Source organism: Kitasatospora sp. NPDC093806, from assembly GCF_040683335.1.
Classification (GTDB): domain Bacteria; phylum Actinomycetota; class Actinomycetes; order Streptomycetales; family Streptomycetaceae; genus Kitasatospora.
Genome location: NZ_JBFBDO010000002.1, coordinates 35,746 through 58,935, shown reverse-complemented (window position 1 = coordinate 58,935; position 23,190 = coordinate 35,746). Strand labels below are relative to the sequence as shown.

The window sequence follows — 23,190 nt, the reverse complement described above, 5'->3', positions numbered from 1 at the left end:
GGCGCGCCCTCACCGCTGCCGCCACCGCTCCCGCGGCGGCAGCGGCGGCCGCCGCAGGTCCGGCCGGGGCGTGTCGGCCGGCGGCGGGACGGCGGCCGGCGCGTCCTCCAGCAACTCCAGCGCCAGCCGGACTGCCGTGACCAGCTCCGGGTACCGCCCGGCGGCCCAGTCGGCGGGCGCCCGCAGGATGTGCACGTCCGGTTCGACGCCCCGGTTCTCCACCGACCAGCCCAGCCCGCCGGTGAACCAGGAGGCGTTCTTCGGCACCGAGATCTGCGTCCCGTCGCCGAGCGTGTGCCGCCCGGTCATGCCGACCACCCCGCCCCAGGTCCGGTTGCCGACCACCGGACCGAGCCCGAGCAGCCGGATGGCGGCGATGATGACGTCGCCGTCCGAGCTGGTGGCCTCGTCGGCGAGCGCCACCACCGGCCCGCGCGGTGCGTCGCGCGGCCACCGGACCGGCTCCCGCCCCCGGCTGAAGTCCCAGGACAGCACCCGCCGGGTGAGCTTCTCCAGGACGAGTTCGGAGACGTTGCCGCCGGCGTTGCCGCGCACGTCCAGGACCAGCGCGGGCTTGTCCATCTCCCGCCGCACGTCCCGGTTGAACTGCGCCCAGCCGGAGCCGCCGAGGTCCGGGATGTGCAGGTAGCCGCACCGGCCGTCGCTGAACTCCCGGACCAGGGCGCGCCGTTTGACCACCCAGTCCTGGTAGCGCAGCGGCCGTTCGTCGGTGAGCGGGGTGACGGTGATCCGCCGGACGGTGCCGTCGGGCCCGCCCCGGCGCAGGGTGAGTTCGACGCTGGTGCCGCCGGTGCCGGCGAGCAGCGGGAGCGGCCCGCGCACCGGGTCGACCGGCCGTCCGGCGACGGCGAGCAGTTCGTCGTCGTCCAGCACGCCGTGGGTGGCGAGCGGGGCGCGGGCGCGCGGGTCGGAGGACTCGCCGGGCAGCACCCGGTGGACCAGCCAGCGTCCGTCGGGGGAGCGGTGGGCGTTGGCGCCGAGCAGGCCTAGCGGCTGCTGGGCGAGGGCGGGGCCCTCGCCGCGCCGGGAGGGGGTGACGTAGGCGTGCGAGGTGCCGAGTTCGCCGAGGAGTTCGCGGAGCAGGTCGGCGAAGTCGTCCGGGCCGGCGATCCGGGCCAGCAGCGGCTCGTACTGGGCGACCAGGGCGGGCCAGTCCAGCCCGCACATGCCCTGGTCCCAGAACTGGTCGCGGACGATCCGGGCGGCCTCCGCGTAGGCCTGGCGCCACTCGGCGGGCGGGTGCACGGTGTGGGTGATCCGGCGCAGGTCGACGGTGGTGGCGGCGGACGGGGCGGTGACCGGGACGATCCGCAGGGTGCCGGACGCGTAGACGGCGACCGAGCCGCCGTCCCCGGAGACGGCGTAGCCGTCGAGCTTGTCGGCGAGCGTGGAGCGGCTGGCGCGGGCCAGGTCGAAGTACTCCAGGGAGGGGCGGCCGGAGGTGTCGTCGGGGTTGGTGAAGGTCTGCCCGAGGGTGCCGGAGATCGGCCAGCGCAGCCAGACCAGCCCGCCCCGGACGGCGTCGGTGGCCGAGTACTTGCCGGCCAGCACCGGGAACTGGATCAGCCGCTCGCCGATGCCCGCGGGGTCGAGGTGGACGGTGCCGTCGCCGCCGCCGTCGCCCTGCGGGGCGCCGTCCTCGGCGGGGGCGGCGAACGGGGACGGCGTGTCGGCGGCGAGCGGGACGAGGTAGGGGCGGCAGCCGAGCGGGAACGAGAGGTCGCCGGTGTGCACGTCGTGGACGGGGTCGAAGCCGCGCCAGGAGAGGAAGGCGAGGTAGCGGCCGTCCCGGGTGAACACCGGCTGCTCGTCCTCGAACCGGCCGTCGGTGACGTCGGTGACCGGGCCGGGCGCGTCGACGGGGGTGAGCCGGATCCGGCGCAGTGACCGTCCGGCGGCGGGCTGGGACCAGGCGATCCACCGCGAGTCGGGGGAGAAGCGGGCGCTGGAGACGGGGCCGTGGCCGGAGGCGGCGAGTTCGCGGACGGCGCCGTCGGCGGTGGCGACCAGCAGCAGCCGGCCGTCGGAGGCGGTGGCCGCGAGGTGGGCGCCGTCGGGGGCGGCGGTGAGCTCCAGGACGCGGCCGAGCCGGCCGGCGGCGAGCAGCCGGCGGCCGTGCGGTCCGGGGGCGTGTTCGTGGCCGGGCAGCGGGACGAGTTCGACGGCGTCCTCGCCCTCGGCGTCGGTGATCCAGCCGGCCTCGCCGGTGCGGCCGAGCACGACCGGCAGCCGGGTGCGGACGCCGGGGGTGTCGGCGAGCGCCCGGGCCGGGCCGTCCCGGTGGGTGAGCCAGTACTGGCTGCCGCGCACGGTGATCACCCCGGCCCGGCCGGTCTGGTCGCAGGCGAGGTCCTTGACCTGCGTGGACGCGCTCACCTGGTACGGGCGCCGGCCGGCCCGGGCGCCGCCGAGCGGGACCCGCAGCCGGCGCGGGGCGGGCGCGGCCAGGCTCTCCAGCAGCCAGAGGTCGCCGGCGTGCTGGTAGACGATCCGGGTGCCGTCGGTGGCCGCCTCGCGGGCGTAGTAGGAGGCGTGGTCGGTGTGCCGGCGCAGGCCGGTGCCGTCGGGGCGGCAGGAGTAGAGGTTGCCGATGCCCTCGTGGTCGGAGAGGAAGGCGATCCGGTCGCCGTCGGGGCCGGCCACCGGCATCGGCGAGGCGAGGTGCCCGGGGAGGTCGGGCAGGATCCGCAGGCCGTCCACCCAGAGCCGGCCGGTGGCGCCGCCGCGGTAGCGCTTCCAGGCGGCGGGCTCGTGCGGGGCGGCGCCGGTGAGCAGCACGGTGTGGGCCGGGCCGACCTGGGCGTCGCCGACCGGCCCCCAGGGCATCCGGCGGCCGGGGCTGCCGTCGGGGGGCAGGGCGTGCGCCCAGGTGTAGTGGCCGAAGGGCTCGTGGAAGGAGGTGACGGCGAGCAGCTCGCCGTCCGGGAGCCAGCCGCGCAGCCGGGTGTCCTGGCTGCCCCAGTGGCTGAGCCGGACGGCCTCGCCGCCGTCCACCGGGGCGGTCCAGATCTCGGGGGAGAGGCTCTGCCAGCTGGTCCAGGCGAGGACGCGGCCGTCGGGGGAGAGCCGGGGGTGGCTGACCCGGGTGCGGTCGCAGCTGACCCGCCAGGCCCGGCCGGTGCCGCCGTCGTCACCCGCCGCCGCCAGCGGGGCGAGCCAGACGTCGTCCTCGGCGGTGAACGCCAGCAGGCCCCCGCGCAGGTGGGGGTAGCGGAGGTAGCCGGGCGACGTCACCCTTCCATGCTTCGACGGGGTGTCACGCCCGGCAACCGGAAGGAGCCGGACCGGGCTCCGGAACCGGTCTGGACCATTGACACCGCACGGCCGGATCCACTTCAGTGGTCTAGTCCAACTTGCAGACTCGGCCGCGCCGTTCCCCCACCACCGGCGCGCGCCCAGGCCTGCCCCGGACGTCCCCCACACCCGCGCCCTCCGCAAGGAGTCCCCACATGCGCACGAGAAACACTGTGCCGTCGCCCGCCCGCCGGGGCCGCGCCGCGCTCGCGGCCGGCACCGCCTCGGCCGTCGCCGCCGCCACCATGATCGGTCTCACCCTGGGCCTGGCGCCCACCGCCTCGGCCGGCGAGTTCCTGGTCAACGGCGGCTTCGAGAGCGGCGCCCTCGGCCCGTGGAGCTGCGCCGGCGGCACCGGCAGCGTCGTCACCGGCCAGTCCCACAGCGGGAGTTACGCCCTCGCCGGGGCCGCCTCGGCGAGCGACAGCGCCCGCTGCGCGCAGACCGTCACGGTCGCCCCCAACACCACCTACACGCTCAGCGCCCACCTCAAGGGCTCGTACGTCTACCTCGGCGTGGACGGCGGCACCTCCACCTGGACGCCCGGCACCGGCGGCGCGTACCAGAAGCTGAGCGTCTCCTTCACCACCGGCGCCAACCAGACCAGCGCCACCGTCTACACCCACGGCTGGTACGGCCAGGGCACCTACTACGCGGACGACGTCTCGCTGGACGGCCCGGGCGCCCCCAGCCCGACCGCGACGCCCACCGTCACCCCGACCGTGACGCCCACGGTGACCCCCACCGTGACGCCGACGGTCACGCCCACGGTGACGCCCACCGTGACCCCGACGGTCACGCCCACCGTCACCCCCACCACGCCGCCGCCCGGCGGCAAGGCCCTGGTCGGCTACCTGCACGCCAGCTTCGCCAACGGCGCCGGCTACACCCGGGTGGCCGACGTCCCCGACTCCTGGGACTTCATCAACCTCTCCTTCGGCGAGCCGACCTCCGTCACCTCCGGCGACATCCGGTTCAACCGCTGCCCGGTCGCCGAGTGCCCGACCGCCGAGTCCGACGCCGACTTCAAGGCCGCCATCGCCGCCAAGCGCGCCAAGGGCAAGAAGGTGCTGATCTCGATCGGCGGCCAGAACGGCCAGGTCCAGCTCACCACCGTGGCCGCCCGGGACGCCTTCGTCGGCTCGGTCTCGGCGATCATCGACAAGTGGGGCCTGGACGGCCTGGACATCGACTTCGAGGGCCACTCGCTGTCCCTGCAGACCGGCGACACCGACTTCAAGAACCCGACCAGCCCGGTCGTGGTCAACCTGATCTCGGCGGTCAAGACGCTCAAGGCCAAGTACGGCGCGGGCTTCGTGCTGACCATGGCCCCGGAGACCTTCTTCGTCCAGCTCGGCTACCAGTACTACGGCTCCGGCCCCTGGGGCGGCCAGGACCCGCGGGCCGGCGCCTACCTGCCGGTGATCCACGCGCTGCGCGAGGACCTGACCCTGCTGCACGTCCAGGACTACAACTCCGGCTCCATCATGGGCCTGGACAACCAGTACCACTCGATGGGCGGCGCCGACTTCCACGTCGCGATGACCGACATGCTGCTCAAGGGCTTCCCGGTGGCGGGCAACGCCAACAACGTCTTCCCGCCGCTGCCCGCCGGCAAGGTCGCCATCGGCATGCCGGCCACCACCAACGCGGGCAACGGCTACGTCGCCCCGGCCGAGGTCAACAAGGCGCTGGACTGCCTCACCAAGCTCGCCAACTGCGGGAGCTACGTCCCGAAGGCGGGCGCCCAGCCCGGCCTGCGCGGCCTGATGACCTGGTCGATCAACTGGGACCAGTTCGGCGGCCGGGAGTTCTCGAAGAACTTCGACTCCTACTTCCGCCGCTGAGCGGAGGTCCGGGTGGGCCGGTGCCGAGCGGTCCGCCGCTCAGTGGTCCACCCGGACCGTCGCCAGGTACTCCGCGATCGCGTCCCGGTTGCGGGTCAGGCAGTCGATCCGCGCGCTCATCCCGGCCAGCTCCTGCTCCAGGGTGGCGATCATCTCCGGGGTGGCGTGCTCGAAGTGGATGGCCCTGGGGGTGTTGAGGCAGGGCAGGATCTGCTTGATGATCCTGGTCGGCAGCCCCGCGTCGAGCAGTCCGCGGATCTGCAGCACCCGGTCCACGATCGGCTCGGAGTACGCGCGGTAGCCGTTGGCGCAGCGCTCGGCCGCGATCAGCCCCTGTTCCTCGTAGTAGCGCAGCAGCCGCCGGGACGCCCCGGTCCGTTCGGACAGCTCGCCGATCCGCATGGGCTCCCCACCTCAGTCGCGTCGACCCCCGTCGCGTCGCCCCCGAACGACGGTGCGGGGGCCGGTTTCGAGGATAGCCGCCCGCCCCTGACGGCGGGTCAGCAATCCCCGAGCGGATCGCGCGCCGCCATCAGCCCGCCCCGGTAGGAGAAGGCCACCGCCTGGGCCCGGTCGCGGGCGTCGATCTTGGTCAGGATCCGCTTCATGTGCGTCTTCACGGTCGACTCGGCGAGGACGAGCAGCGCGGCGATCTCCCGGTTCGAGCGCCCCTCCGCCGCCAGCCGCAGCACCTCCCGCTCGCGCGCCGTCAGCTGGGCGAGCCGGGCGTCCGCCGGCTCCGGCGGCGGCCCCGCCGGGCTCCGGCCGGCCACCTGGGCGACCAGGTCCCGGGTGACCGCCGGGTCCAGCACCGACTCGCCCGCGGCCAGCGTGTGCACCGCGTCGATCAGCCGCTCCGCGGAGGCCCGCTTGAGCAGGAAGCCGGCCGCCCCGGCGCGCAGCGCGCCCCACACGTAGTCGTCGTGGTGGAAGGTGGTCAGCATCAGCACCCGGGTGGGCAGCCCGTCGGCGGTGATCCGCCGGGTCGCCTCCACCCCGTCGACGCCGGGCATCCGGACGTCCATCAGCACCACGTCCGGCAGCAGTTCGCGGCAGAGCGCGACCGCCCGCAGCCCGTCCGCGGCCTGGCCGACCACCTCGATCCGGTCGTCGGTCTCCAGCACCAGGGACACCCCGGCGCGCAGCAGCGCGTCGTCGTCGGCGACCACCACCCGGACCGCCTGGCGGCCCGGTCCGGAACCGCCGGTGACGCCGCCCGGGCCGGTCACGGGATCGGGAGCACGGCGCGCAGCCGGAAACCGCCCGGCTCGCCCGGCCCGTGCTCCACCCGGCCGCCGAGCACCGACACCCGCTCGGCGACGCCCAGCAGCCCCCGGCCGGGCGCGTACCCGGCGGGCGCGCCCCGCCCGTCGTCGCGCACCTCGACGTCCAGCGAGCCCCCGGCGCAGCGGACGGTGACCGTGACCGACCCGGCCCGGGCGTGCTTGACGGTGTTGGTGAGCGCCTCCTGGACGATCCGGTACGCCGACACGTCGAGGCTGCGCGGCACCCGGTGGGCGGCCGGGTCGACCAGCACGCTCACCCGCAGGCCGGCCTGCCCGAGCCGGTCGGTGAGCCGGCCCAGGTCGGCCAGGCCGGGTTGGAAGGGCTGCGCCGGCCGCGGATCCGGCCCGGCCGCGTCCTCGGCGCCGCGCCGCAGCAGGCCGAGCACGCGGTCCAGGTCGTCCAGCGCCTCCCGCCCGGTGTGCTCCATCCCGGTGAGCAGTTCGCGGGTGCGCTCCGGCCCGCGGTCGAGCAGTCGCCGGGCGGCGCCGGCCTGGACCAGCATCACGTTCAGGGTGTGGCCGACGGAGTCGTGCAGTTCGCGGGCCAGCCGGGCGCGCTCCTCCGCCACCACCTGCTGGCGCAGCCGCAGCCGGGCGGCCTCCCGCTCCTCCGCCCGCCGCGCCGTCCCGTAGCCGACCGCCCAGCCGAGCAGCCACAGGAAGAGGACGCCGGTGGGGATGACGGGGTAGGCGTGGCCGAGGTCGGCGAAGTAGGCGGCCATGCCGAGCAGGGCGGCGAACGGCCCGAACCAGGCCCGGCGCCGGGTCGCGTACAAACCGATCGAGTAGAGGCCGATCAGGTTGGCGTACGGCGAGACGGGGCTGGGCAGCACGAACAGCGCCTCCGCGGAGAGCGCGGCCGAGCCGATCAGGTAGCCGGCCAGCGGGTGGGTCCGCCGGACGGCCAGCGGGACGGCGACGGCCGCGCCGAGCGCCAGGGCGAGCGGCAGCGGCGCGCGCAGGGTGTCGGCGGCGCCGATCCGCTCGACGGTCGCCAGGGCCAGGAACGCGCCCGCCAGCGCGAGGTCCCAGCGGCCGGACCGGGCCGCGGGCGTGCGGAGCCCGGGCAGCCGCAGGCCGGGCAGCCGCGGACCGGGCAGGCGGACCGCGAGCGGGTGGGCCGGAAGCGGGTGGGCCGGGAGCGGGCGGGTGGCGGGCGGCGGACTCATGGCGGCTCCGGTTCGGGAGGCGGCGGACGGCGGGGGCGACCGGGCGCGGCCGGGGCGACCGGGCGGCGACCGCCGCGCGGCGGTGCGGGCGTACGGGCCGTACGGTAGCGACGGCCGTCCGGGCGGCGCATCGCCCTGGTGGGGTATTCCGGCCCCGCCCGTCCGGCGGACCGCGCCCCGGCCGCGCCCGCCCACCGGGGTGCCCGGCGGTCCGTCCGGGGCAGCACCGGGCACCCCGGCGGGCGGACGCGGCCGGGCGGGTCCGGTCCGTAGCGTCCGGGCCATGAACGCTCCGGACCCCCGCGCCCCGACCGGCGCCACCGCCACCGCCCCTCCGATCCCGCCCACGCCGCCGCCCGCACCGCCCGCCGCCGACCGGTCCCCGCGCCGCGGCCGGGCCCGCCGGGCCGGCTGGCTGACGGTCACCGTGCTGGCCGTCCTCACCGCCCTGCTCACCGGCCGCTACCTCACCCTCGACCCGGAGGTCTTCCTCGACGAGCAGCGCGCCGTCTACCTGGCCAACCGGATCCCGCTGGTGCTGCACGTCGGCGGCGGCGTGCTGGCGATCCTGCTCGGCCCCTGGCAGTTCCTGCCCCGGCTGCGCTCCCGCCGCCCCGCCCTGCACCGGGTGACCGGCCGGATCTACCTCGCCGCCGTGTTCGTCACCGGCGTCGGCGGCCTGCTGCTGGCGCCCAAGGGCCTGGTCGGCCCGGTCGCGCCGATCGGTTTCGGGACGCTCGCCGTCCTGCTGCTGCTCTCCTCGACGCTGGCCTGGACGACCGCACGGCGCGGCGACCACGTCCGGCACCGGGCCTGGGCGACCCGCTCGTTCGCGCTGATCATGGCCGCCGCGACGCTGCGGATCTGGCTGCCCTCGATGGCCGCCGCGGGCGTCCCGTTCGAACAGGCCTACGCCACCGCGGCCTGGACCTGCTGGCTGATCAACCTGGTGGTGGCCGAACACCTGCTCGCCCGGATCCCCGGACCGCCGCCGACCCGCCGCCCCGCCCGCCGAGCGGGTGACCACGCCGCCGGGACCGCGACCTGACCACCTATCATCCAGCAATGACCACCGCAGAGTTGATCCGCATCGTCTCCCGCTCCTCGCCCATGGCGCTCGCCCAGGTCGAGCGGGTCCGGGCCGAGCTCGCCGTCCTGCATCCGGGGGTGCGGACCGAGGTGGTGCCGGTGACCACCTCGGGCGACCGCTGGATGGGCGACCTCGCCCGGCTCGGCGGCAAGGGCGCGTTCACCAAGGAGGTGGACGAGGCCCTGCTCGCCGGCGAGGCGGACCTCGCGGTCCACTGCCTCAAGGACGTGCCCGCCGACCGCCCGCTGCCGGCCGGCACGGTGTTCGCCGCCTACCTGCGCCGCGACGACATCCGCGACGCGCTCGTCCACCCCGGCGGCCTGACCCTGGACGAGCTGGCGCCCGGCACCCGGATCGGCACCTCCTCGGTCCGCCGCCGGGCCCAGCTCGCCGCCTCCCACCCGCACCTGGAGTGCGTGCCGATGCGCGGCAACGCCAACAGCCGGCTGGCCAAGCTGGCGGCCGGGGAGGCGGACGCGCTGCTGCTCGCGGTCTCCGGGCTGGAGCGGATCGGCGAGACCGCCCGGATCAGCGAGGTCCTGCCGGTCGAGGCGATGTGCCCGCCGATCGGCGCCGGCATCCTCGCCCTCCAGTGCCGCGACGAGGACACCGCCACCATCGACGCGGTCACCGGCCTGGGCGACCACCCGACCTGGCGCGAGGCGAGCGCCGAGCGGATGTTCCTGCACGTGCTCCAGGGCCACTGCAACTCGCCGATCGCCGGCTACGCCAAGGCCGAGCCGGACGGCCGCCTCTCGCTGCGCGGCCGGGTCTTCACCCCGGACGGCAAGCGGATCCTGGACGCCCACGAGTGGGCCGGCTCGCTGACCCCGGAGGACCTCGGCACCGCGACCGCCCTCGCCCTCAAGCGGCAGGGCGCCTCCGAGCTGATCGCCGCCATCCCGCACTGACCGGGGCGGCCCGGTCGGCCCGGCACCCCGGAAACGCCGGAAGGCCCCTCGCTCTCGCGAAGGGCCTTCCGGCTGTCTGTGCGCCGCCAGGGACTCGAACCCCGGACCCGCTGATTAAGAGTCAGCTGCTCTAACCAACTGAGCTAGCGGCGCCTGCTGACGAGGAAGACATTACCTGGTCAGGGGCCGAAACACCGAATCGGGCCGGGCGGGCCCGGTCAGGGCACCAGGACGACCTTCCCCCGGACGTGCCCGGTGCCGACCAGCCGGTGGGCGTCGGCCGCCCGCTCCAGCGGGAAGGTCTCGGCGATCTCCAGCCGCAGCCGGCCCGCCTCCCAGTGGCCGACCAGTCCGGCCAGCCGGGCCGCCGTCCGCTCGCCGCGGATCCCCACGGCGCCGAGCCGCTCCGCCCCCGGGTAGTCCACCACGGTGCCGATCCGGCCGCGGTCGGCGACCAGTTCGACGGAGGCCTCCAGGGCGCCCCGCCCGGCCGCGTCGAAGGCCGCGTCCACGCCCTGCGGCGCCACCGCCCGCACCCGCTCGACCAGCCCCTCGCCGTACGCGACCGGGATCGCGCCGAGCTCCCGCAGGTAGTCGTGGTTGCGCTCGCTCGCGGTGCCGATCACCGTGGCGCCCCAGGCCCGGGCCAGCTGGACGGCCACCGTGCCGACCCCGCCGGCGGCGCCGTGGACCAGCACGGTGTCGCCCTCGCCGACCTTCAGCGCGCCGAGCGCGAGGTGCGCGGTCTGCCCGGACGCGGACAGCGCCCCGGCCTGCTCCCAGGGCATCCCGGCCGGCTTGCGCACCAGCCGGGTCGCGTCGACGGTGACCAGCTCGGCGGCGCAGCCGAGCAGCCGGAAGCCCAGGACCTCGTCCCCGACCGCCCAGCCGCCACTGTCCGGTCCGAGCCGGTCGACCACCCCGGCGAACTCGTTGCCGGGGATCAGCCCGGGGGCGACCTCGGCGCCGGGCGGGGCCCAGCCCTCGCGGATCGCGAGGTCCACCGGCTGCACCCCGGCGGCGTACACCCGGACCCGCACCTCGCCCAGGCCGGGGGAGGGGTCCGGCACCGCGGCCACCCGCAGCACCTCGGGGCCGCCGAACCGGGGGACGGTCACTGCCTTCATGGAGAGCTCCTGTCTGGATCGATCGCCGGGTACCGATCCTCGGAGCTGAAGCGCACTTGAAGTCAACCCCTCCCCGGCGCGCCGCCACAGTTGAGCCCATTGTCGGATTTATCCTCGACGGCGGCCCGGGCCATGCCCGGCCCCCGCCCGACCCCGTTCGACCCCGCACACCGCCGACACGCCACCGAGAGGACCTCCCCCGTGGGCCAGCTGCCCCTGTTCTTCCTGGTGCTGCTCGCCTCCGTGGTGACCATGCCGCTGGCCCGCCGGACCGGCGTCCCGCAACCGGTGCTGATGACCCTGCTCGGCATCGCCATGGCCCTGATCCCGCAGATCCCCGACATCGCCATCGAGCCCGAGCTGATCCTGCCGCTGGTCCTGCCACCGCTGATCTTCGCCGTCGCCCGGCGCGCCTCGGTCCGCTACTTCAAGGCCAACATCCGCTCCATCCTGCTGCTCGCCGTCGCTCTGGTCGTGGTCACCACCATCGCCGTGGCCGGCACCGTGCACTGGCTGCTGCCCGGCCTCCCGATCGCCGCCGCCATCGCGGTCGGCGCCCTGGTCTCGCCGCCCGACCCGGTCGCCGCCGTCGCGGTGGCCGGCAGCGTCGGCCTGCCCCGCCGGCTGGTCGCGATCCTGGAGAGCGAGGGCCTGTTCAACGACGTCACCGCGATCGTCGTCTACTCGCTGGCCATCGACGCGGTGGTCGGCGGCGACTTCTCGGCCGGCGGCGCGGTGCTGCGCTTCGTCCTCTCGGCGGTCCTCGCGGTCGTCATCGGCGTCGTCCTCGGCTGGCTCAACAGCAAGCTCGCCTCCTACCTGGAGGACCCCACCCAGCAGGTCGCGCTCAACCTGCTGGTCCCCTTCGCCGCCTACACCCTGGCCGAGGAGATCCACGGCTCCGGCGTCCTGGCCGTCGTGGTCTGCGGGCTCTACCTCGCCGAACGGGCCGCCGACGCGGACGCCGTCTCCTACCGGCTGGTCGGCAACGCCTTCTGGGAGATCGTCGAGATCCTCATCACCGGCGTCGCCTTCGGCCTGATCGGCCTCGAACTGGCCACCGTCCTCAAGGAGGCCGGCTCCGGCTGGACCGGCATGCTCGGCGACGCCGCCGTGGTGATCGCCGTCGTCGTGCTGGTCCGGCTGCTCTGGCTGCTCCCGGCCGGCTGGCTCTCCCAGCGGCTGCGCTCCGGCGCCGAGGAGGACACCCCGATCAGCTGGCGGGAGAGCGTGGTGCTCTGGTGGTCCGGCATGCGCGGGGTCGCCACCGTCGCCCTCGCCCTCGCCATCCCGCTCACCCTCGACTCCGGCGCGGACTTCCCGGAACGCGGCCGACTGGTCTTCATCGCCTTCAGCGTGGTGCTCTTCACCCTGCTGGTCCAGGGCCTCACCCTGCCCTGGCTGGCCAAGCGGCTGCACCTCGACCTCGACCACGACCGGCACGAGCAGCAGGTCCGGCTGCTCTGGTGGCGGGCCGCCAAGGCCGGCCTGCGGCGGCTCGGCGAACTGGAGGAGCAGGACAAGCTGCCCGCCGAGGTCGCCGACCGGCTGCGGGACCGTCAGCACGACCGGCTGGCCCGGCTCTGCCCCGAGAACTACGCCGAGGAGGAGGCCGCCGAGGCCAAGCAGCGGCTCTCCCAGTGGCGCGCCGCGCACAGCGTCGAACAGGAGATGATCGCCGCGTCCCGGCGCGAGATGCTGATCGCCCGCGCCGAGGCCGGCGCCGACCCGGAACTCGTCGACCAGGTGCTGCGCGGCCTGGACCTGCGCTCCGAACGGAAGTGACGGGCCGTCCGGGCGCCGCGCCCGAGGCCCCGTCCGGCGTCGGGACCGCGACGCCCGGCCGAACGGCCCGCGACGTGCGGCCGAACGGCGCGCCACCCGACCGGACGCCGACGAACGGAATGTGCGCCGGGGGTCGCGGCGTTGCATAGGCTGGCCCCCGGGCAGCGCCGTCAACGGAGTCGGCGCACCCCCAGTACCCGCACGACCTCGCGAAACCCTCCCGCCTGGCGCTGCCGGTATCTGCACCCAGATGAATCGAGGAGCAACCGATGTCGGAGACCCGCGCCGGCGCCCGTACCCCGCTGGACCGCACCCCGCAGTGGGCCGCCCTCGGCAAGCACCGGGAGGAGTTCGGCGAGACGCACCTGCGCGAGCTGTTCGCCGCCGACCCGGAGCGCGGCCGCCGCTACACCCTCCAGGTCGGCGACCTGCACGTCGACTACGCCAAGCAGCTCGTCACCGACGAGACCCTGGCGCTGCTGCGCGAACTGGCCGAGGCCACCGGCGTCGCCGCCCTGCGGGACGCCATGTTCCGTGGCGAGAAGATCAACACCACCGAGCACCGCGCCGTGCTGCACACCGCGCTGCGCGCCCCGCGCGGCGCCGTCGTCGAGGTCGACGGCGAGAACGTCGTCCCCGCCGTGCACGCCGTGCTCGACAAGATGGCCGCGTTCGCCGAGCAGGTCCGCGGCGGGCAGTGGCTCGGCCACACCGGCAAGCGGATCCGCGCCGTCGTCAACATCGGCATCGGCGGCTCCGACCTCGGCCCCGCCATGGCCTACGAGGTGCTGCGCTCCTACGCGCAGCGCGACCTCGACGTCCGCTTCGTCTCCAACGTGGACGGCGCCGACCTGCACGAGGCCGTCCGCGACCTCGACCCGGCCGAGACCCTCTTCATCGTCGCGTCCAAGACCTTCACCACCATCGAGACCATCACCAACGCGGTCTCGGCCCGGGACTGGCTGCTCACCGGACTGGGGGCGGGCACCGACGCGGTCGCCAAGCACTTCGTCGCGCTGTCCACCAACGCCGAGGGCGTCGCCGACTTCGGCATCGACACCGCCAACATGTTCGAGTTCTGGGACTGGGTCGGCGGCCGCTACTCCTACGACTCGGCGATCGGCCTCTCGCTGATGATCGCCATCGGCCCGGACGCCTTCCGCGAGATGCTCGACGGCTTCCACCTGGTCGACGAGCACTTCCGGACCGCCCCCGCCGAGGAGAACGTCCCGCTGCTGCTCGGCCTGCTCGGGGTCTGGTACGGCGCCTTCTTCGACGCCCAGGCGCACGCCGTGCTGCCGTACTCGCACTACCTGTCCAAGTTCACCGCCTACCTCCAGCAGCTGGACATGGAGTCCAACGGCAAGTCGGTGGACCGCGACGGCAACCCGGTGAGCTGGCAGACCGGCCCGGTGGTCTGGGGCACCCCCGGCACCAACGGCCAGCACGCCTACTACCAGCTGCTGCACCAGGGCACCAAGGTGATCCCGGCCGACTTCATCGGCTTCGCCCAGCCGGTCGCCGACCTGCTGCCCGGCCTGGTCGCCCAGCACGACCTGCTGCTCGCCAACTTCTTCGCCCAGACCCAGGCGCTGGCCTTCGGCAAGACGCCGGAGGAGGTCGCCGCCGAGGGCGTGCCGGCCGAGCTGGTCCCGCACAAGACCTTCCGGGGCAACCACCCGACCACCACCATCCTGGCCGGCGAGCTGACCCCGTCGGTGCTCGGCCAGCTGGTCGCCCTCTACGAGCACAAGGTGTTCGTCCAGGGCGCGATCTGGAACATCGACTCCTTCGACCAGTGGGGCGTCGAGCTGGGCAAGGTGCTCGCCAAGCGGATCGAGCCGGTGCTGCTGACCGGTGAGGGCGCGGAGCGGCTGGACAGCTCCACCGCCGAGCTGGTGGCCCGCTACCGCGCGCTGCGCGGCCGCTGAGCCCACCGGGTCCGGCCGGTCCGCCCCGCCGGGCCGGCCGGACCCGTCCGCTTCGGGGGGACGCGGAAACGCCAGAAGGCCCCTCGCTCTCGCGAAGGGCCTTCCGGCTGTCTGTGCGCCGCCAGGGACTCGAACCCCGGACCCGCTGATTAAGAGTCAGCTGCTCTAACCAACTGAGCTAGCGGCGCCTGCTGACAGAGAAGACTCTAGCAGCGGGGTGCGGCGCGGCCAAAATCGAATACCTTCCCCGGGCTCCTCAGGGCGCGATGGCCGGCTCGCGTTCACGGGTCGCCCGGACGCAGGCCCACAGGACCACCGAGGCGCCCGGCAGCCACGGCTCCCGGCTCTCCGGGGCCACGATCCACCGCCCGGCGCCCAGCCCCGGCGAGTCCGGGCTGTTCACCATCCGCTGCACCGGCGGCACGGTCACCGTGTCGCCCCGCCCGTGGCAGAGCAGCGGCGGCACGTCCCGGGCCCACTCCTCCCAGGCCAGCAGCCGGCGCAGCCGCGCCGCCGCCCCCGGCTGCACGAACAGCAGCGTCCGCCCCCGGTAGACCGCCACCGGCCCGCAGCCCGGCCCGGAGGCCCACAGCTCGTCCAGCACCCGGCGGCCGAACAGCGACGGCATGCTGATCACGTCGAAGGCGCGGCCGCAGGGCAGCACCGAGGGCGCCCACGGGCGGGAGTCCCAGAGGGCGCGCATGCTGCGCGGGTACTCGCTGGCGGAGGCGAGCCAGGCCTCGCCGGCCGCGGTCACGTACTCCACCGACTGATTCGTCCAGATGTCCACGCACAGCAGCGTGGGGTGTCCGGGGCGCGGCCGGGAGGGAAAGCACGGTTCGCCGGACAGCGGGGCGGGTACGGGCGTACCCTTCCGCTTCCCCCGGGCATATGCCACTGGCGCCGGGATGCGGCCGAGGCGGTCGCGGACGGCGGCCGTGGTGGCTGCGGACGGTCCCGGGGCGGCCGCGCGCGAGGCGGCCGGTCCCGGTCTCAGTCCTCGTGCCGACGGGGCTGGAGCAGGCCGCGGCCGTACTCGATCATCTTGGCCGCGTAGTCCGGCGTCCAGTCCGCGCGGACCGCGATCTCGCCCTCGGACAGCGCGTCGAACCGGCGCGGGTCCGCCAGCTGCGCGGCCGCGACCGCCTGGAAGTCGGTGGCCCGCTCGGCCGCCGCCCGGAAGGCCAGCGCCAGCTCGGTCGAACGGCGCAGCAGCTCGGCCGGGTCGTCGATCGACTCCAGGTCGAAGAAGCGCTCCGGCTCCGGTTCGGCGCTCTGCGGCTCGAACAGCAGCTGCACCGGGCGCTGCCGCCGGCCGGGCGCCGCACCGGCGCCCGCACCGGGACCGGCCGCCGCGAGCGGGCCGCTCGGGTCGGACGCCTGCGCGTGGGAGTCGGGCATGGACGGACACCTCCGGGTGCTCGATGGGGGCGGGCGACGGCTGCTCGGGTCGGGCGTCGCCCGGTCGTGGCCGTCGTCCATTGTCTCGCGGCGGCGGCCGGTAACGGAACGGTGCGCGTCCGGGCGCTATTCCCGCCCGGCGCGCCGGGGGCGTGCACCGGCCGGGGCGCGCCGGTGCCGGGCCGGGGCCCGCTGCCCCAAGGGCACCCTCAGAGCCGGCCCAGCCGCACCCGGTGCCCGGACAGGTGGTGCAGCACCCGGTGATTGGCCTCCCAGCCGTCCGGGAAGGCCACCGGAACGCCCAACTGCACCGGCTCGGTGGCCGGATGCTCGTCCAGCAGCTCCGCGATCCCGGCCCGGGCCACCACGATGCAGGCGTGCCGGTGCCGGGAGGCCAGCACGCAGAGCCGGCCGGTCTCCAGGTGGAACGCGGTCGCGTCCGGCCGCCCCGACAGCGGGTGCAGCACCACCGTGACGTCGTACTCGCGCCCCTGCAGCCGGTTCGCGGTGTCCACCGTGACCGCCGGACCGGCCAGCGGGTCCACCGGCACCCCCGCCTTCACCAGCGCCGCCCGGACCGCCGCCGCCTGGTCCCGGTGGGCGGTGCCGACCGCCACCCGGTCCGCCGTGAGCGGGGCCGACCCCTGCTCGGAGTCGGCGGTCAGCCCCCGCTCCAGCAGCCGCCGCACGGTGGCCGCGACGGCGGCGACCGCCTGCGGATCCGTCCGCACGGTGTGCCGGGCCGGCAGCTCCAGCAGCGCCCAGCCGTGCTCGGCGGCCCGGTCGATCGCCGCGTCCACCGCCGAACCGTCCGGCCGCACCGTCGCGGTCAGCCGGCGGTCCGCCGGCCCGGTGCCCGACCGGAACGGCGTGAAGGGGTAGAACGCGCCCGAGATCAGCGGCGCCGCGCTGGCCGGCAGCCGCCAGGACACCGGCAGCCGGTGCGGCTCGATCTGCGGGTTGTGCGCGAGCAGGGTGACCACCGCGCTGCTCGACGGGTCGTACGACAGGCCCGCCCACTGCTCGGTGCCGACCACCGTGAACGGGTCCAGCTGGCCCGGGTCGCCGACGAACAGCGCCCGTTCGAACAGCCGGGCCACCGCGAGCAGCGCGTCCGAGCGCATCTGGTACGCCTCGTCGACGATCGCGTGCCGCCAGGGCTGCTCGGCCCGCACCCACTGCCACTTGGCCGAGGTGGAGATCACCACGTCCAGCTCGGCGAGCTCGGCGACCTTGTCGGAGGGCGTGACGTTGGCGTGCCGCAGCACGTCGGGCCCCGGCCGGGCGTCGGCCGCGTGCAGCCGGCCGATCGTCAGGTCCGGGGCCTTCCCGGCCAGCCGGTCGACCAGGTCGTCCACCTGGCCGTTGGTCTGGGCGACGATCATCAGCCGCTCCCCGGCCGCGACCAGCTCCTGGGCGGCGCGCACCACCAGGGTCGACTTGCCGGCGCCGGGCGGCGAGTCCACCACCACGCCGCGCGGCGCGCCGACCGCCGGGCGGACGGTCGCCGCCAGGATCCGCGCCACCGCGGCGTCGGCGGCCGCGCCGGGGCTCTCGTCGACGGGCGGCGGCCCGTCGGGCCGTCGGTCGGTGCTCATCGGCCGGGTCACTCCCAGTCCTCGGTGCCGGTGGTGGCCGCGGGTACGGCGGGTAGGGCGGGTGCGGTGGTGCTCGCCGCCGGGAACACGGTGACGGCGGCGCCGGGCGGGCCGCCGTGCGTCCACGGGGTGTCGTCCGGCTCGGGCAGCGGCGCCGCCTGTCGGACCGTCAGCTCGAACAGCGTGAAGGTGACCCGCTCGCCCGGCTCGGGCAGGCTCCCGGGCTCGGGCTCCTTCTTCCGCCCCATGCCGGAGAGCACCCGCACGGTGATCGTGCCCGCCTCCTGGTCGACGTCCGCGATCACCGCCTTCTGTGCCGTCGGCGCGTGCACCCGGTGCGCCTCCCGGCCCAGATCGGCGTGCGGGCGGTCGTCGGTGCGGACCGTCACCAGCGGGCGCGGCTTGGGGGAGCGGCCGGTGGTGTCGTAGTCCGCCACCACCTCGGTCACCACGCCGCTGAACGCCTCCCCGGCCAGCCGGTGCTCCGCCATCGCCAGCGGATCGTCCAGCGCCTCCTGGACGTCCAGCCGGGTCTGCTCGCGCTCGCGCTGGGCGAGCTTGCGGGCGGCCGTCACCGCGTCGTCCACCCGGGGCTGCGGCGGCTCGCCGGCCGCCACCCGGTCCCGGTGGCCGGTGTAGGACCAGCGGTCGCCGGTCCAGCGCTCCGCCAGGTGGTCGGCCGGGGGCAGGGCGCGCAGCAGGTCCAGGCCGTGCCAGACGTCGTGCCAGGTCGGCAGCAGCTCCCGGTGGAGGACGGCGCGCAGCCGTTCGACGGCGACCCGGACGGCCTCCCGGGCCCGCTCGGCGGCGACCGGGTCGCCGGGCCCGGCGTCGGCCGCGCCCTCGGCCCCGCCCTCGGTCCCGCCCGCCGCCTCGCGCAGGGCGGCCGCGGCGGCGTCGTACCGGGCGATCGCCGGGGCCAGCACCTTCGCGTCGAACACCGGGTCGGTGGTCGGACCGGCCGGCGGGTGGACCAGCCGGCCCTCGTCGTCGCGGGCGCTCTCGGCCCGCTCGGCCGCCGCCGCGCCGGCCGGCCCCTCCGGCGGCGCGTGCCAGGCCAGCCGGGCGGCCAGGTGCTGGTCCTCCAGGTGGCTCTGGCCGGTGGCCCAGTGCCGGGCGAGCAGGCCGGTCATCGGCAGCAGCAGGCTGGAGCCGGGCACCATCGCGCGGTCCCCGAAGTGGGTCAGCCAGCGGCCGAGCAGCGGCACCCGGGCGGGCGCCGGGAACGGGCCCGGGTCCTCGTCCTCGGCGGTGCGGCGGAACCGGGTCGACCGGCCGAGCAGCGCCAGGTAGCGGACGCCGCCCGCGTTCGGCACGATCAGCTGCGGCGCGTCCGCGCACAACTCCCGGAACACCTGGGTCTTCTCGCCGGTCTCCGGGTCCTTCTCGGAGCCCTCGATCTGCTCCACCTCGTCGCCGAAGGACTCCAGGTAGGGCAGCAGGTCGGCGGCCAGCTCGGCCAGGAAGTCCGAGCGCAGGGTGCGGTTGAGCGGCTGCGGGACGACGTACAGGCGCGGCGCGTCCCGGTCGGTGCCGAGCAGCACGGCCAGCGGCGCGCCGTCCTCGCCGGCCGCCGCGAGCGGGACCAGCACCATCGGGCGGTCGGAGAGGTGCCGGTGACGGACGGTCGCCAGCGGCTCGGCCCGGCCACTGCGGACGGCCTCCAGCCGGGCCAGGGTGGCGAGCAGGCTCATCGGGCGCCCCCGGCGGCGGTGCCGGCGGTGGCGGTGGCCCGGGTCGGCGGGGGCACCGGGCGGCCGAGCGCCTCGGCGCGCAGCGCGGCGGCGTAGGCCAGCCGGGCGGCGGCCTCGTCCGCCCCGTCGCCGTCCGCCGTGTCCCCGGCCGTGTGCCCGATCGCGCCCTCGGTCGCGTCCGCGCCGACGGACGGGCCGGTGCCGGCGACGGCCAGCGCCTCGGTCACCGTCCGGATGCTGCCCAGCTCGCCCCGGACGCTCCGGCCGAGCTGCTCGACCCGGTCGTCGCAGCGGGCCCGGGCCCGGCAGTGGAAGCCGAGCTCACAGGTGGAGAGGCAGTCCGGGCTGTACGCCGCGGGCACCGCCTCCACCGAACCGGCCAGCTCCTCGACCGACCGGACGGGGGCGCCGGCCGCGTCCGGCGAGAGGTCGAAGTCCGCCCCCGGCGGCAGCACCGCGAGCAGCCGCTCGATGCCGGTCATCCGGCTCAACTGGCGGCGGGTGGTGGCCAGCTCGCGGCGGACGTCCACCGGGACCGCGGTCGGCCGGTCGCCGAAGTCCTTGGGGCAGACCAGCAGCACGCTCGTCCGGGGCGCGCCCGGCAGCCGCTGCTCGGCGTACGGGTCCGGGTCCACCTCCCGCCCGGCCAACGCGGCGGCGGTCTCCTGGAGCGCGAGCACGTAGACGGCGGCCTGCCGGGCGGCGGCGCCCACCTTGGCCGGGTCGGCGGCGCCGTCCAGCACCGGGAAGGACTTGATCTCGACGACCGTGCACCGGCCGCCGTGCACCACCACCGCGTCCGGCTCCAGGTACGCGGTGGACCCGGCCACGGTCAGCCGCAGCAACGGGTGGTCCAGCAGCGTCCAGGCCTCGGGGTCGGCGGCGGCCTCCGCCAGCACCGCCGCCGTCCGGTCGGCCCGGACCGCCGGACCGGAGGAGGCCAGCAGGTCCGGCACGACCAGCGGGCCGCCGTCCCCCGCCAGGCCCAGCGAACGGCGGAGCGGCTCCAGCAGCGCCGCGTAGTCGTCCCGCTTCAGCCGGGCTTCGAACACGACGCCGCGCGCCAGGGCGAACGGCGACTGGCCGAACGGGGCGGGGCGGCCGAGCCGGGCGGCCAACGCGGACTTGTCCACCCCGGCCGCGTCCAGCACGGCGCGGCGGTGGCACCCCGGATTGGCGGCCAGGGCGGCGAGGGCACGGGCGTTCAGACTGCGCTGCGGCGCCGGTCCGCGCAGCTCGGCGAGCCGCTGGGCGAGCGGCTCCGCGGGCCCGCGGGACGGGGCGTTCGTCGAGACGTTCATGGTGCGGCCCAGTGTCGCATCCGGCTCCGACAATCCGTCCCGACAATCCACCCCGAACCGGCCGTTGGGGGCGGGCGGCGGCCGGGATCGTGGGCCGCGCGCGAGTGGGGGATCATGGAGGTCGGTGCTCAATGGCGAGGCCGACCGTCGACACCGCCCCTGATCGCGAGGAGCCTGCCATGCCCGCCCGAATCCTGCTGGTCCGCCACGGTGAGACCGCCTGGTCGGTCACCGGCCAGCACACCGGCCGCACCGACATCCCGCTGACCGAGGAGGGCCGGGCGATGGCCCGGGCGCTCGGCGCGCGGCTGGCCGAGGCCCCGTGGAACGGCCTCCCCGACGCCCTCGTCTACACCAGCCCGCTGGACCGCGCCAAGGAGACCTGCGTCCTGGCCGGCCTCGGCGACCGGGCCGTGGACCGCCCCGAACTGCTGGAGTGGGACTACGGCCGGTACGAGGGCCGGACCGGCGCCGACATCCGCGCCACCGACCACCCCGGCTGGCTGATCTGGCGCGACGGCGTGCCCGGCGGCGAGAAGCTGTCCGAGGTCGCCGCCCGGGTCGACGCCCTCCTCGCCGACCTCAACGCCGAGCACGGCGTACCGGACGCGGACACCACGGTCATGCACTGCGCCGACCGCGACGTGGTGCTCTTCGCCCACGGCCACCTGCTGCGCATCCTGACCGCCCGCTGGCTCGGCCTGCCGCCCGAGTACGCCCAGCGGTTCAAGCTCGGCACCGCCGCGCTCTGCGTCCTCTCCTGGGAGTACGGCGCACCGGCGGTCGAGCTGTGGAACGACCAGGGCCACCTGGAGCGCCTGGAGCACTGACCCCGGCGGCACCCGGTCGGGCACCATGCGGTCGGGCAGCACCCGGTCAGGCAGCACCCGGTCAGGCCGCCTCGGCCGCCGTCGCCTCGCCGTACTCGGCCAGGAACCGCCCCACCTCCGGCACCCGTCGGTGCCGGCCGAGCCGCTGCGCGGTGTCCGCCAGCATGGAGCGGATCCGGGCCGAGCGGACCTCGCCGAACAGCGCGACGGCGGCCGACCCGTGCTCGGCCGCGCCGGCCAGGTCGCCCCGGCCGAGCCGGTCGTGGGCGAGCTCGGCGGTGTAGAGCACCCGGTTGCGGACGAAGCGCGGCCGCTGGAGCGCTATCGCCAGCCCGGCCTGCTCGCTGGCCCGGTCCCACTCCCCGAGGGCGGACCAGCACTGGGCCTGCAGCCCGGCGAGCTCGGCCTCGCCGAAGAAGGACATCCACTCCGGATCGGCCTCCGAGGGCCCCCGGTCGAACAGCACGTGGGCCCGGGCGATCGCCCGCTCGCAGGCGCCGCGGTCCCGCATCAGGGCCCAGCCGCCCGCCTCGCGCATCGCGAGCAGGGCGAGCAGCCGGTCGGAGTCCAGCCGCCGGGCGGCGGACTGACCGGCCTGGGCGGCGCGCAGGGCCTCCCGGGGGCGGCCGGCGTCCCGGGCGAGGAAGGCGCTGTTGCAGAAGACGTGGGCCTCCAGCGCCGGGTCCCCGGCCATCCGCGCGGTGGCGAGGGCCTCCGCGTAGTACGAGCGGGCGTCCGCCAGCCGGTTCGAGTCGTGCGCCAACCAGCCCACCGAGATGGCCAGTTCACCGGCGCCGGCCTGGAGCCTGCGCTCGGTCTCGGTGGAGTACTCGCACGCGTCGAGCAGCACGTACGCCGTCCGCAGCGAGCGGCCGGCCTGCTCGAACAGGGCGTCGCCGCCGTGGACGTCGTCGGCCAGCCGGATGTCCCGGACGGCCTGCTCGACGCCGAGCACCTCGGCCGCGCCGACCTTGCGGGGCGGCGGGACGAGGCCGGGGCGGCCGGGCACCAGGACGGCCCCCGGCGCGGGCTCGGGGAACGGCCCCGGGGCGAACGGGCCGCGGGGGAGCGGGTCCTGGGCGGGCGCTCCCGGAACGGGCGCGCCCGGGGCGGGCCGGCCGGGCGCGGGGGTGGGGGCGGGGGCGGCGATGGCGGCGGCCGCGGCGGGCCGGTCGATGCCGATCACGGTGGCCAGCGCGGCGGGGCCGCCGGCCAGGAACGTACGGCGGTGCACGTCGTCGTTCTCCTCGTCGGAATGGTGCGGTGCGTCGGGCCCCCGGGGCGCCGTCGCGAACCTCGGCACCGGAGCCCCGTCGGGTGGGGGCGGTTCCGCGTACGGCCAGGCAGCGTACCCGCCTCCGCCGACCTCCCCGGACCGGCCGGCGTACCCGCCGGCGGAGCCGCCGCCGGGGCCGCCCGGGGCGCCGTCCGCTGAGCGGCGGCGGACGGCGGCCCGGGGGGCGAAGCCGAGCTGGGCGAGCGAGCGGTCCGGCCACATGTGCCGGAACACCCGCTCGTAGGCGTAGTTGGGGCAGCGGATCTCGCCGGACTCGACCCGTCCGACGTAGCGGGCGTCGCAGGAGACGTGCTCGCCGATCTCGCGGGCCGCCCGGCGTACGGCCATGGCGAACTCGCCCGGCGAGCGGTCGCCGCGCAGGGCGCGCATCACGGTGTTGGGTGACGGGCGGTTCGGCTCGGCCGGTGGGGTGGCTGCCATGGGCGCTCCGTGGTCGTGCGGGGTGGTGGTGCGGGGGTCGGGTGGCGACGGGGCGGCGGGGCGCCCGGCCACGAGTGGGTCCGATGGGGCCCGACGGGCGGCCGGGTTGGCAGAGACAGTACCGGGAGTCACCGACCGGCCACAGCGCGTTTGTGGATGATGTGCTGTCAATTCAGGGCAAAGCGGGC

General features: G+C 76.1%; 17 protein-coding genes and 2 tRNA genes. 6 read left to right on the top strand and 13 right to left on the bottom strand.

The genetic code is table 11. The annotated features are described in order from the left end of the window. Positions 1-9: 9 nt before the first annotated feature. On the bottom strand, positions 10-3,255 hold the full coding sequence (locus tag AB0N76_RS02540; RefSeq protein ID WP_363552320.1) for a S41 family peptidase: 3,246 nt from the start codon (positions 3,253-3,255) through the stop codon (positions 10-12). 305 nt (positions 3,256-3,560) lie between these two features. On the opposite strand from AB0N76_RS02540, the gene AB0N76_RS02535 reads away from it, so the two are divergent. Continuing rightward, a complete protein-coding gene (locus AB0N76_RS02535; RefSeq protein ID WP_363552649.1) occupies positions 3,561-5,162 on the top strand; it encodes a glycosyl hydrolase family 18 protein in 1,602 nt (533 codons plus the stop codon). A 39-nt stretch (positions 5,163-5,201) separates the two neighbouring features. On the opposite strand, the gene AB0N76_RS02530 is transcribed toward AB0N76_RS02535, so the two are convergent. From AB0N76_RS02530 to AB0N76_RS02520, 3 genes are all read right to left on the bottom strand, one after another. Then, a complete protein-coding gene (locus tag AB0N76_RS02530) occupies positions 5,202-5,564 on the bottom strand; it encodes a MerR family transcriptional regulator (protein ID WP_363552318.1) in 363 nt (120 codons plus the stop codon). A 98-nt stretch (positions 5,565-5,662) separates the two neighbouring features. Continuing rightward, positions 5,663-6,391, bottom strand: coding sequence for a response regulator transcription factor (locus tag AB0N76_RS02525; protein WP_363552316.1), 729 nt, complete (start codon positions 6,389-6,391; stop codon positions 5,663-5,665). Beyond that, complete coding sequence (locus tag AB0N76_RS02520; RefSeq protein ID WP_363552314.1) at positions 6,388-7,617, bottom strand: sensor histidine kinase; 1,230 nt, start codon at positions 7,615-7,617, stop codon at positions 6,388-6,390. The genes AB0N76_RS02525 and AB0N76_RS02520 overlap by 4 nt, the downstream gene beginning before the upstream one ends. A gap of 283 nt (positions 7,618-7,900) precedes the next feature. Here AB0N76_RS02520 and AB0N76_RS02515 point away from each other — a divergent pair, with 283 nt between their 5' ends. Beyond that, a complete protein-coding gene (locus AB0N76_RS02515) occupies positions 7,901-8,665 on the top strand; it encodes a DUF2306 domain-containing protein (RefSeq protein ID WP_363552312.1) in 765 nt (254 codons plus the stop codon). 17 nt (positions 8,666-8,682) lie between these two features. Then, the gene (hemC, locus tag AB0N76_RS02510; protein ID WP_363552310.1) at positions 8,683-9,618 is read left to right on the top strand and encodes a hydroxymethylbilane synthase; all 936 of its coding nucleotides are present in this window, start codon (positions 8,683-8,685) and stop codon (positions 9,616-9,618) included. A 79-nt stretch (positions 9,619-9,697) separates the two neighbouring features. Here the strand turns inward: hemC and AB0N76_RS02505 are convergent. Together AB0N76_RS02505 and AB0N76_RS02500 are read right to left on the bottom strand one after the other, a co-directional pair. Continuing rightward, positions 9,698-9,771, bottom strand: a tRNA-Lys gene (locus AB0N76_RS02505). Between the two features lie 65 nt (positions 9,772-9,836). Then, positions 9,837-10,745, bottom strand: a complete 909-nt coding sequence (locus AB0N76_RS02500; protein WP_363552308.1) for an NADP-dependent oxidoreductase — start codon at positions 10,743-10,745, stop codon at positions 9,837-9,839. 201 nt (positions 10,746-10,946) lie between these two features. On the opposite strand from AB0N76_RS02500, the gene AB0N76_RS02495 reads away from it, so the two are divergent. Together AB0N76_RS02495 and pgi are read left to right on the top strand one after the other, a co-directional pair. Next, positions 10,947-12,530 (top strand): Na+/H+ antiporter, encoded by a 1,584-nt coding sequence (locus AB0N76_RS02495; protein WP_363552306.1) that lies wholly within the window; start codon positions 10,947-10,949, stop codon positions 12,528-12,530. A 269-nt stretch (positions 12,531-12,799) separates the two neighbouring features. Beyond that, positions 12,800-14,461, top strand: coding sequence for a glucose-6-phosphate isomerase (gene pgi, locus AB0N76_RS02490; RefSeq protein ID WP_363552304.1), 1,662 nt, complete (start codon positions 12,800-12,802; stop codon positions 14,459-14,461). Between the two features lie 114 nt (positions 14,462-14,575). Here the strand turns inward: pgi and AB0N76_RS02485 are convergent. The 6 genes from AB0N76_RS02485 to AB0N76_RS02460 form a co-directional block, all read right to left on the bottom strand. Beyond that, positions 14,576-14,649: transfer RNA gene (locus AB0N76_RS02485), tRNA-Lys, on the bottom strand. Between the two features lie 68 nt (positions 14,650-14,717). Continuing rightward, positions 14,718-15,251: a bifunctional DNA primase/polymerase gene (locus AB0N76_RS02480; RefSeq protein ID WP_363552302.1), complete on the bottom strand. Its 534-nt coding sequence runs from the start codon at positions 15,249-15,251 to the stop codon at positions 14,718-14,720. 203 nt (positions 15,252-15,454) lie between these two features. Then, positions 15,455-15,862, bottom strand: a complete 408-nt coding sequence (locus tag AB0N76_RS02475; RefSeq protein ID WP_363552300.1) for a hypothetical protein — start codon at positions 15,860-15,862, stop codon at positions 15,455-15,457. A 209-nt stretch (positions 15,863-16,071) separates the two neighbouring features. Continuing rightward, the gene (locus AB0N76_RS02470) at positions 16,072-17,460 is read right to left on the bottom strand and encodes an AAA family ATPase (RefSeq protein ID WP_363552298.1); all 1,389 of its coding nucleotides are present in this window, start codon (positions 17,458-17,460) and stop codon (positions 16,072-16,074) included. Between the two features lie 8 nt (positions 17,461-17,468). After that, on the bottom strand, positions 17,469-19,154 hold the full coding sequence (locus tag AB0N76_RS02465) for a hypothetical protein (protein WP_363552296.1): 1,686 nt from the start codon (positions 19,152-19,154) through the stop codon (positions 17,469-17,471). Continuing rightward, the gene (locus tag AB0N76_RS02460) at positions 19,151-20,455 is read right to left on the bottom strand and encodes a hypothetical protein (protein ID WP_363552294.1); all 1,305 of its coding nucleotides are present in this window, start codon (positions 20,453-20,455) and stop codon (positions 19,151-19,153) included. The genes AB0N76_RS02465 and AB0N76_RS02460 overlap by 4 nt, the downstream gene beginning before the upstream one ends. A 179-nt stretch (positions 20,456-20,634) precedes the next feature. Between AB0N76_RS02460 and AB0N76_RS02455 the strand changes: the two genes are divergently transcribed. After that, entirely contained in the window at positions 20,635-21,285 is a 651-nt protein-coding gene (locus AB0N76_RS02455; RefSeq protein ID WP_363552292.1) for a histidine phosphatase family protein, read from the top strand. Positions 21,286-21,346: 61 nt separating this feature from the next. Here AB0N76_RS02455 and AB0N76_RS02450 read toward each other — a convergent pair whose 3' ends face one another. Beyond that, positions 21,347-23,002, bottom strand: a complete 1,656-nt coding sequence (locus tag AB0N76_RS02450; RefSeq protein ID WP_363552290.1) for a tetratricopeptide repeat protein — start codon at positions 23,000-23,002, stop codon at positions 21,347-21,349. Positions 23,003-23,190: the final 188 nt, after the last annotated feature.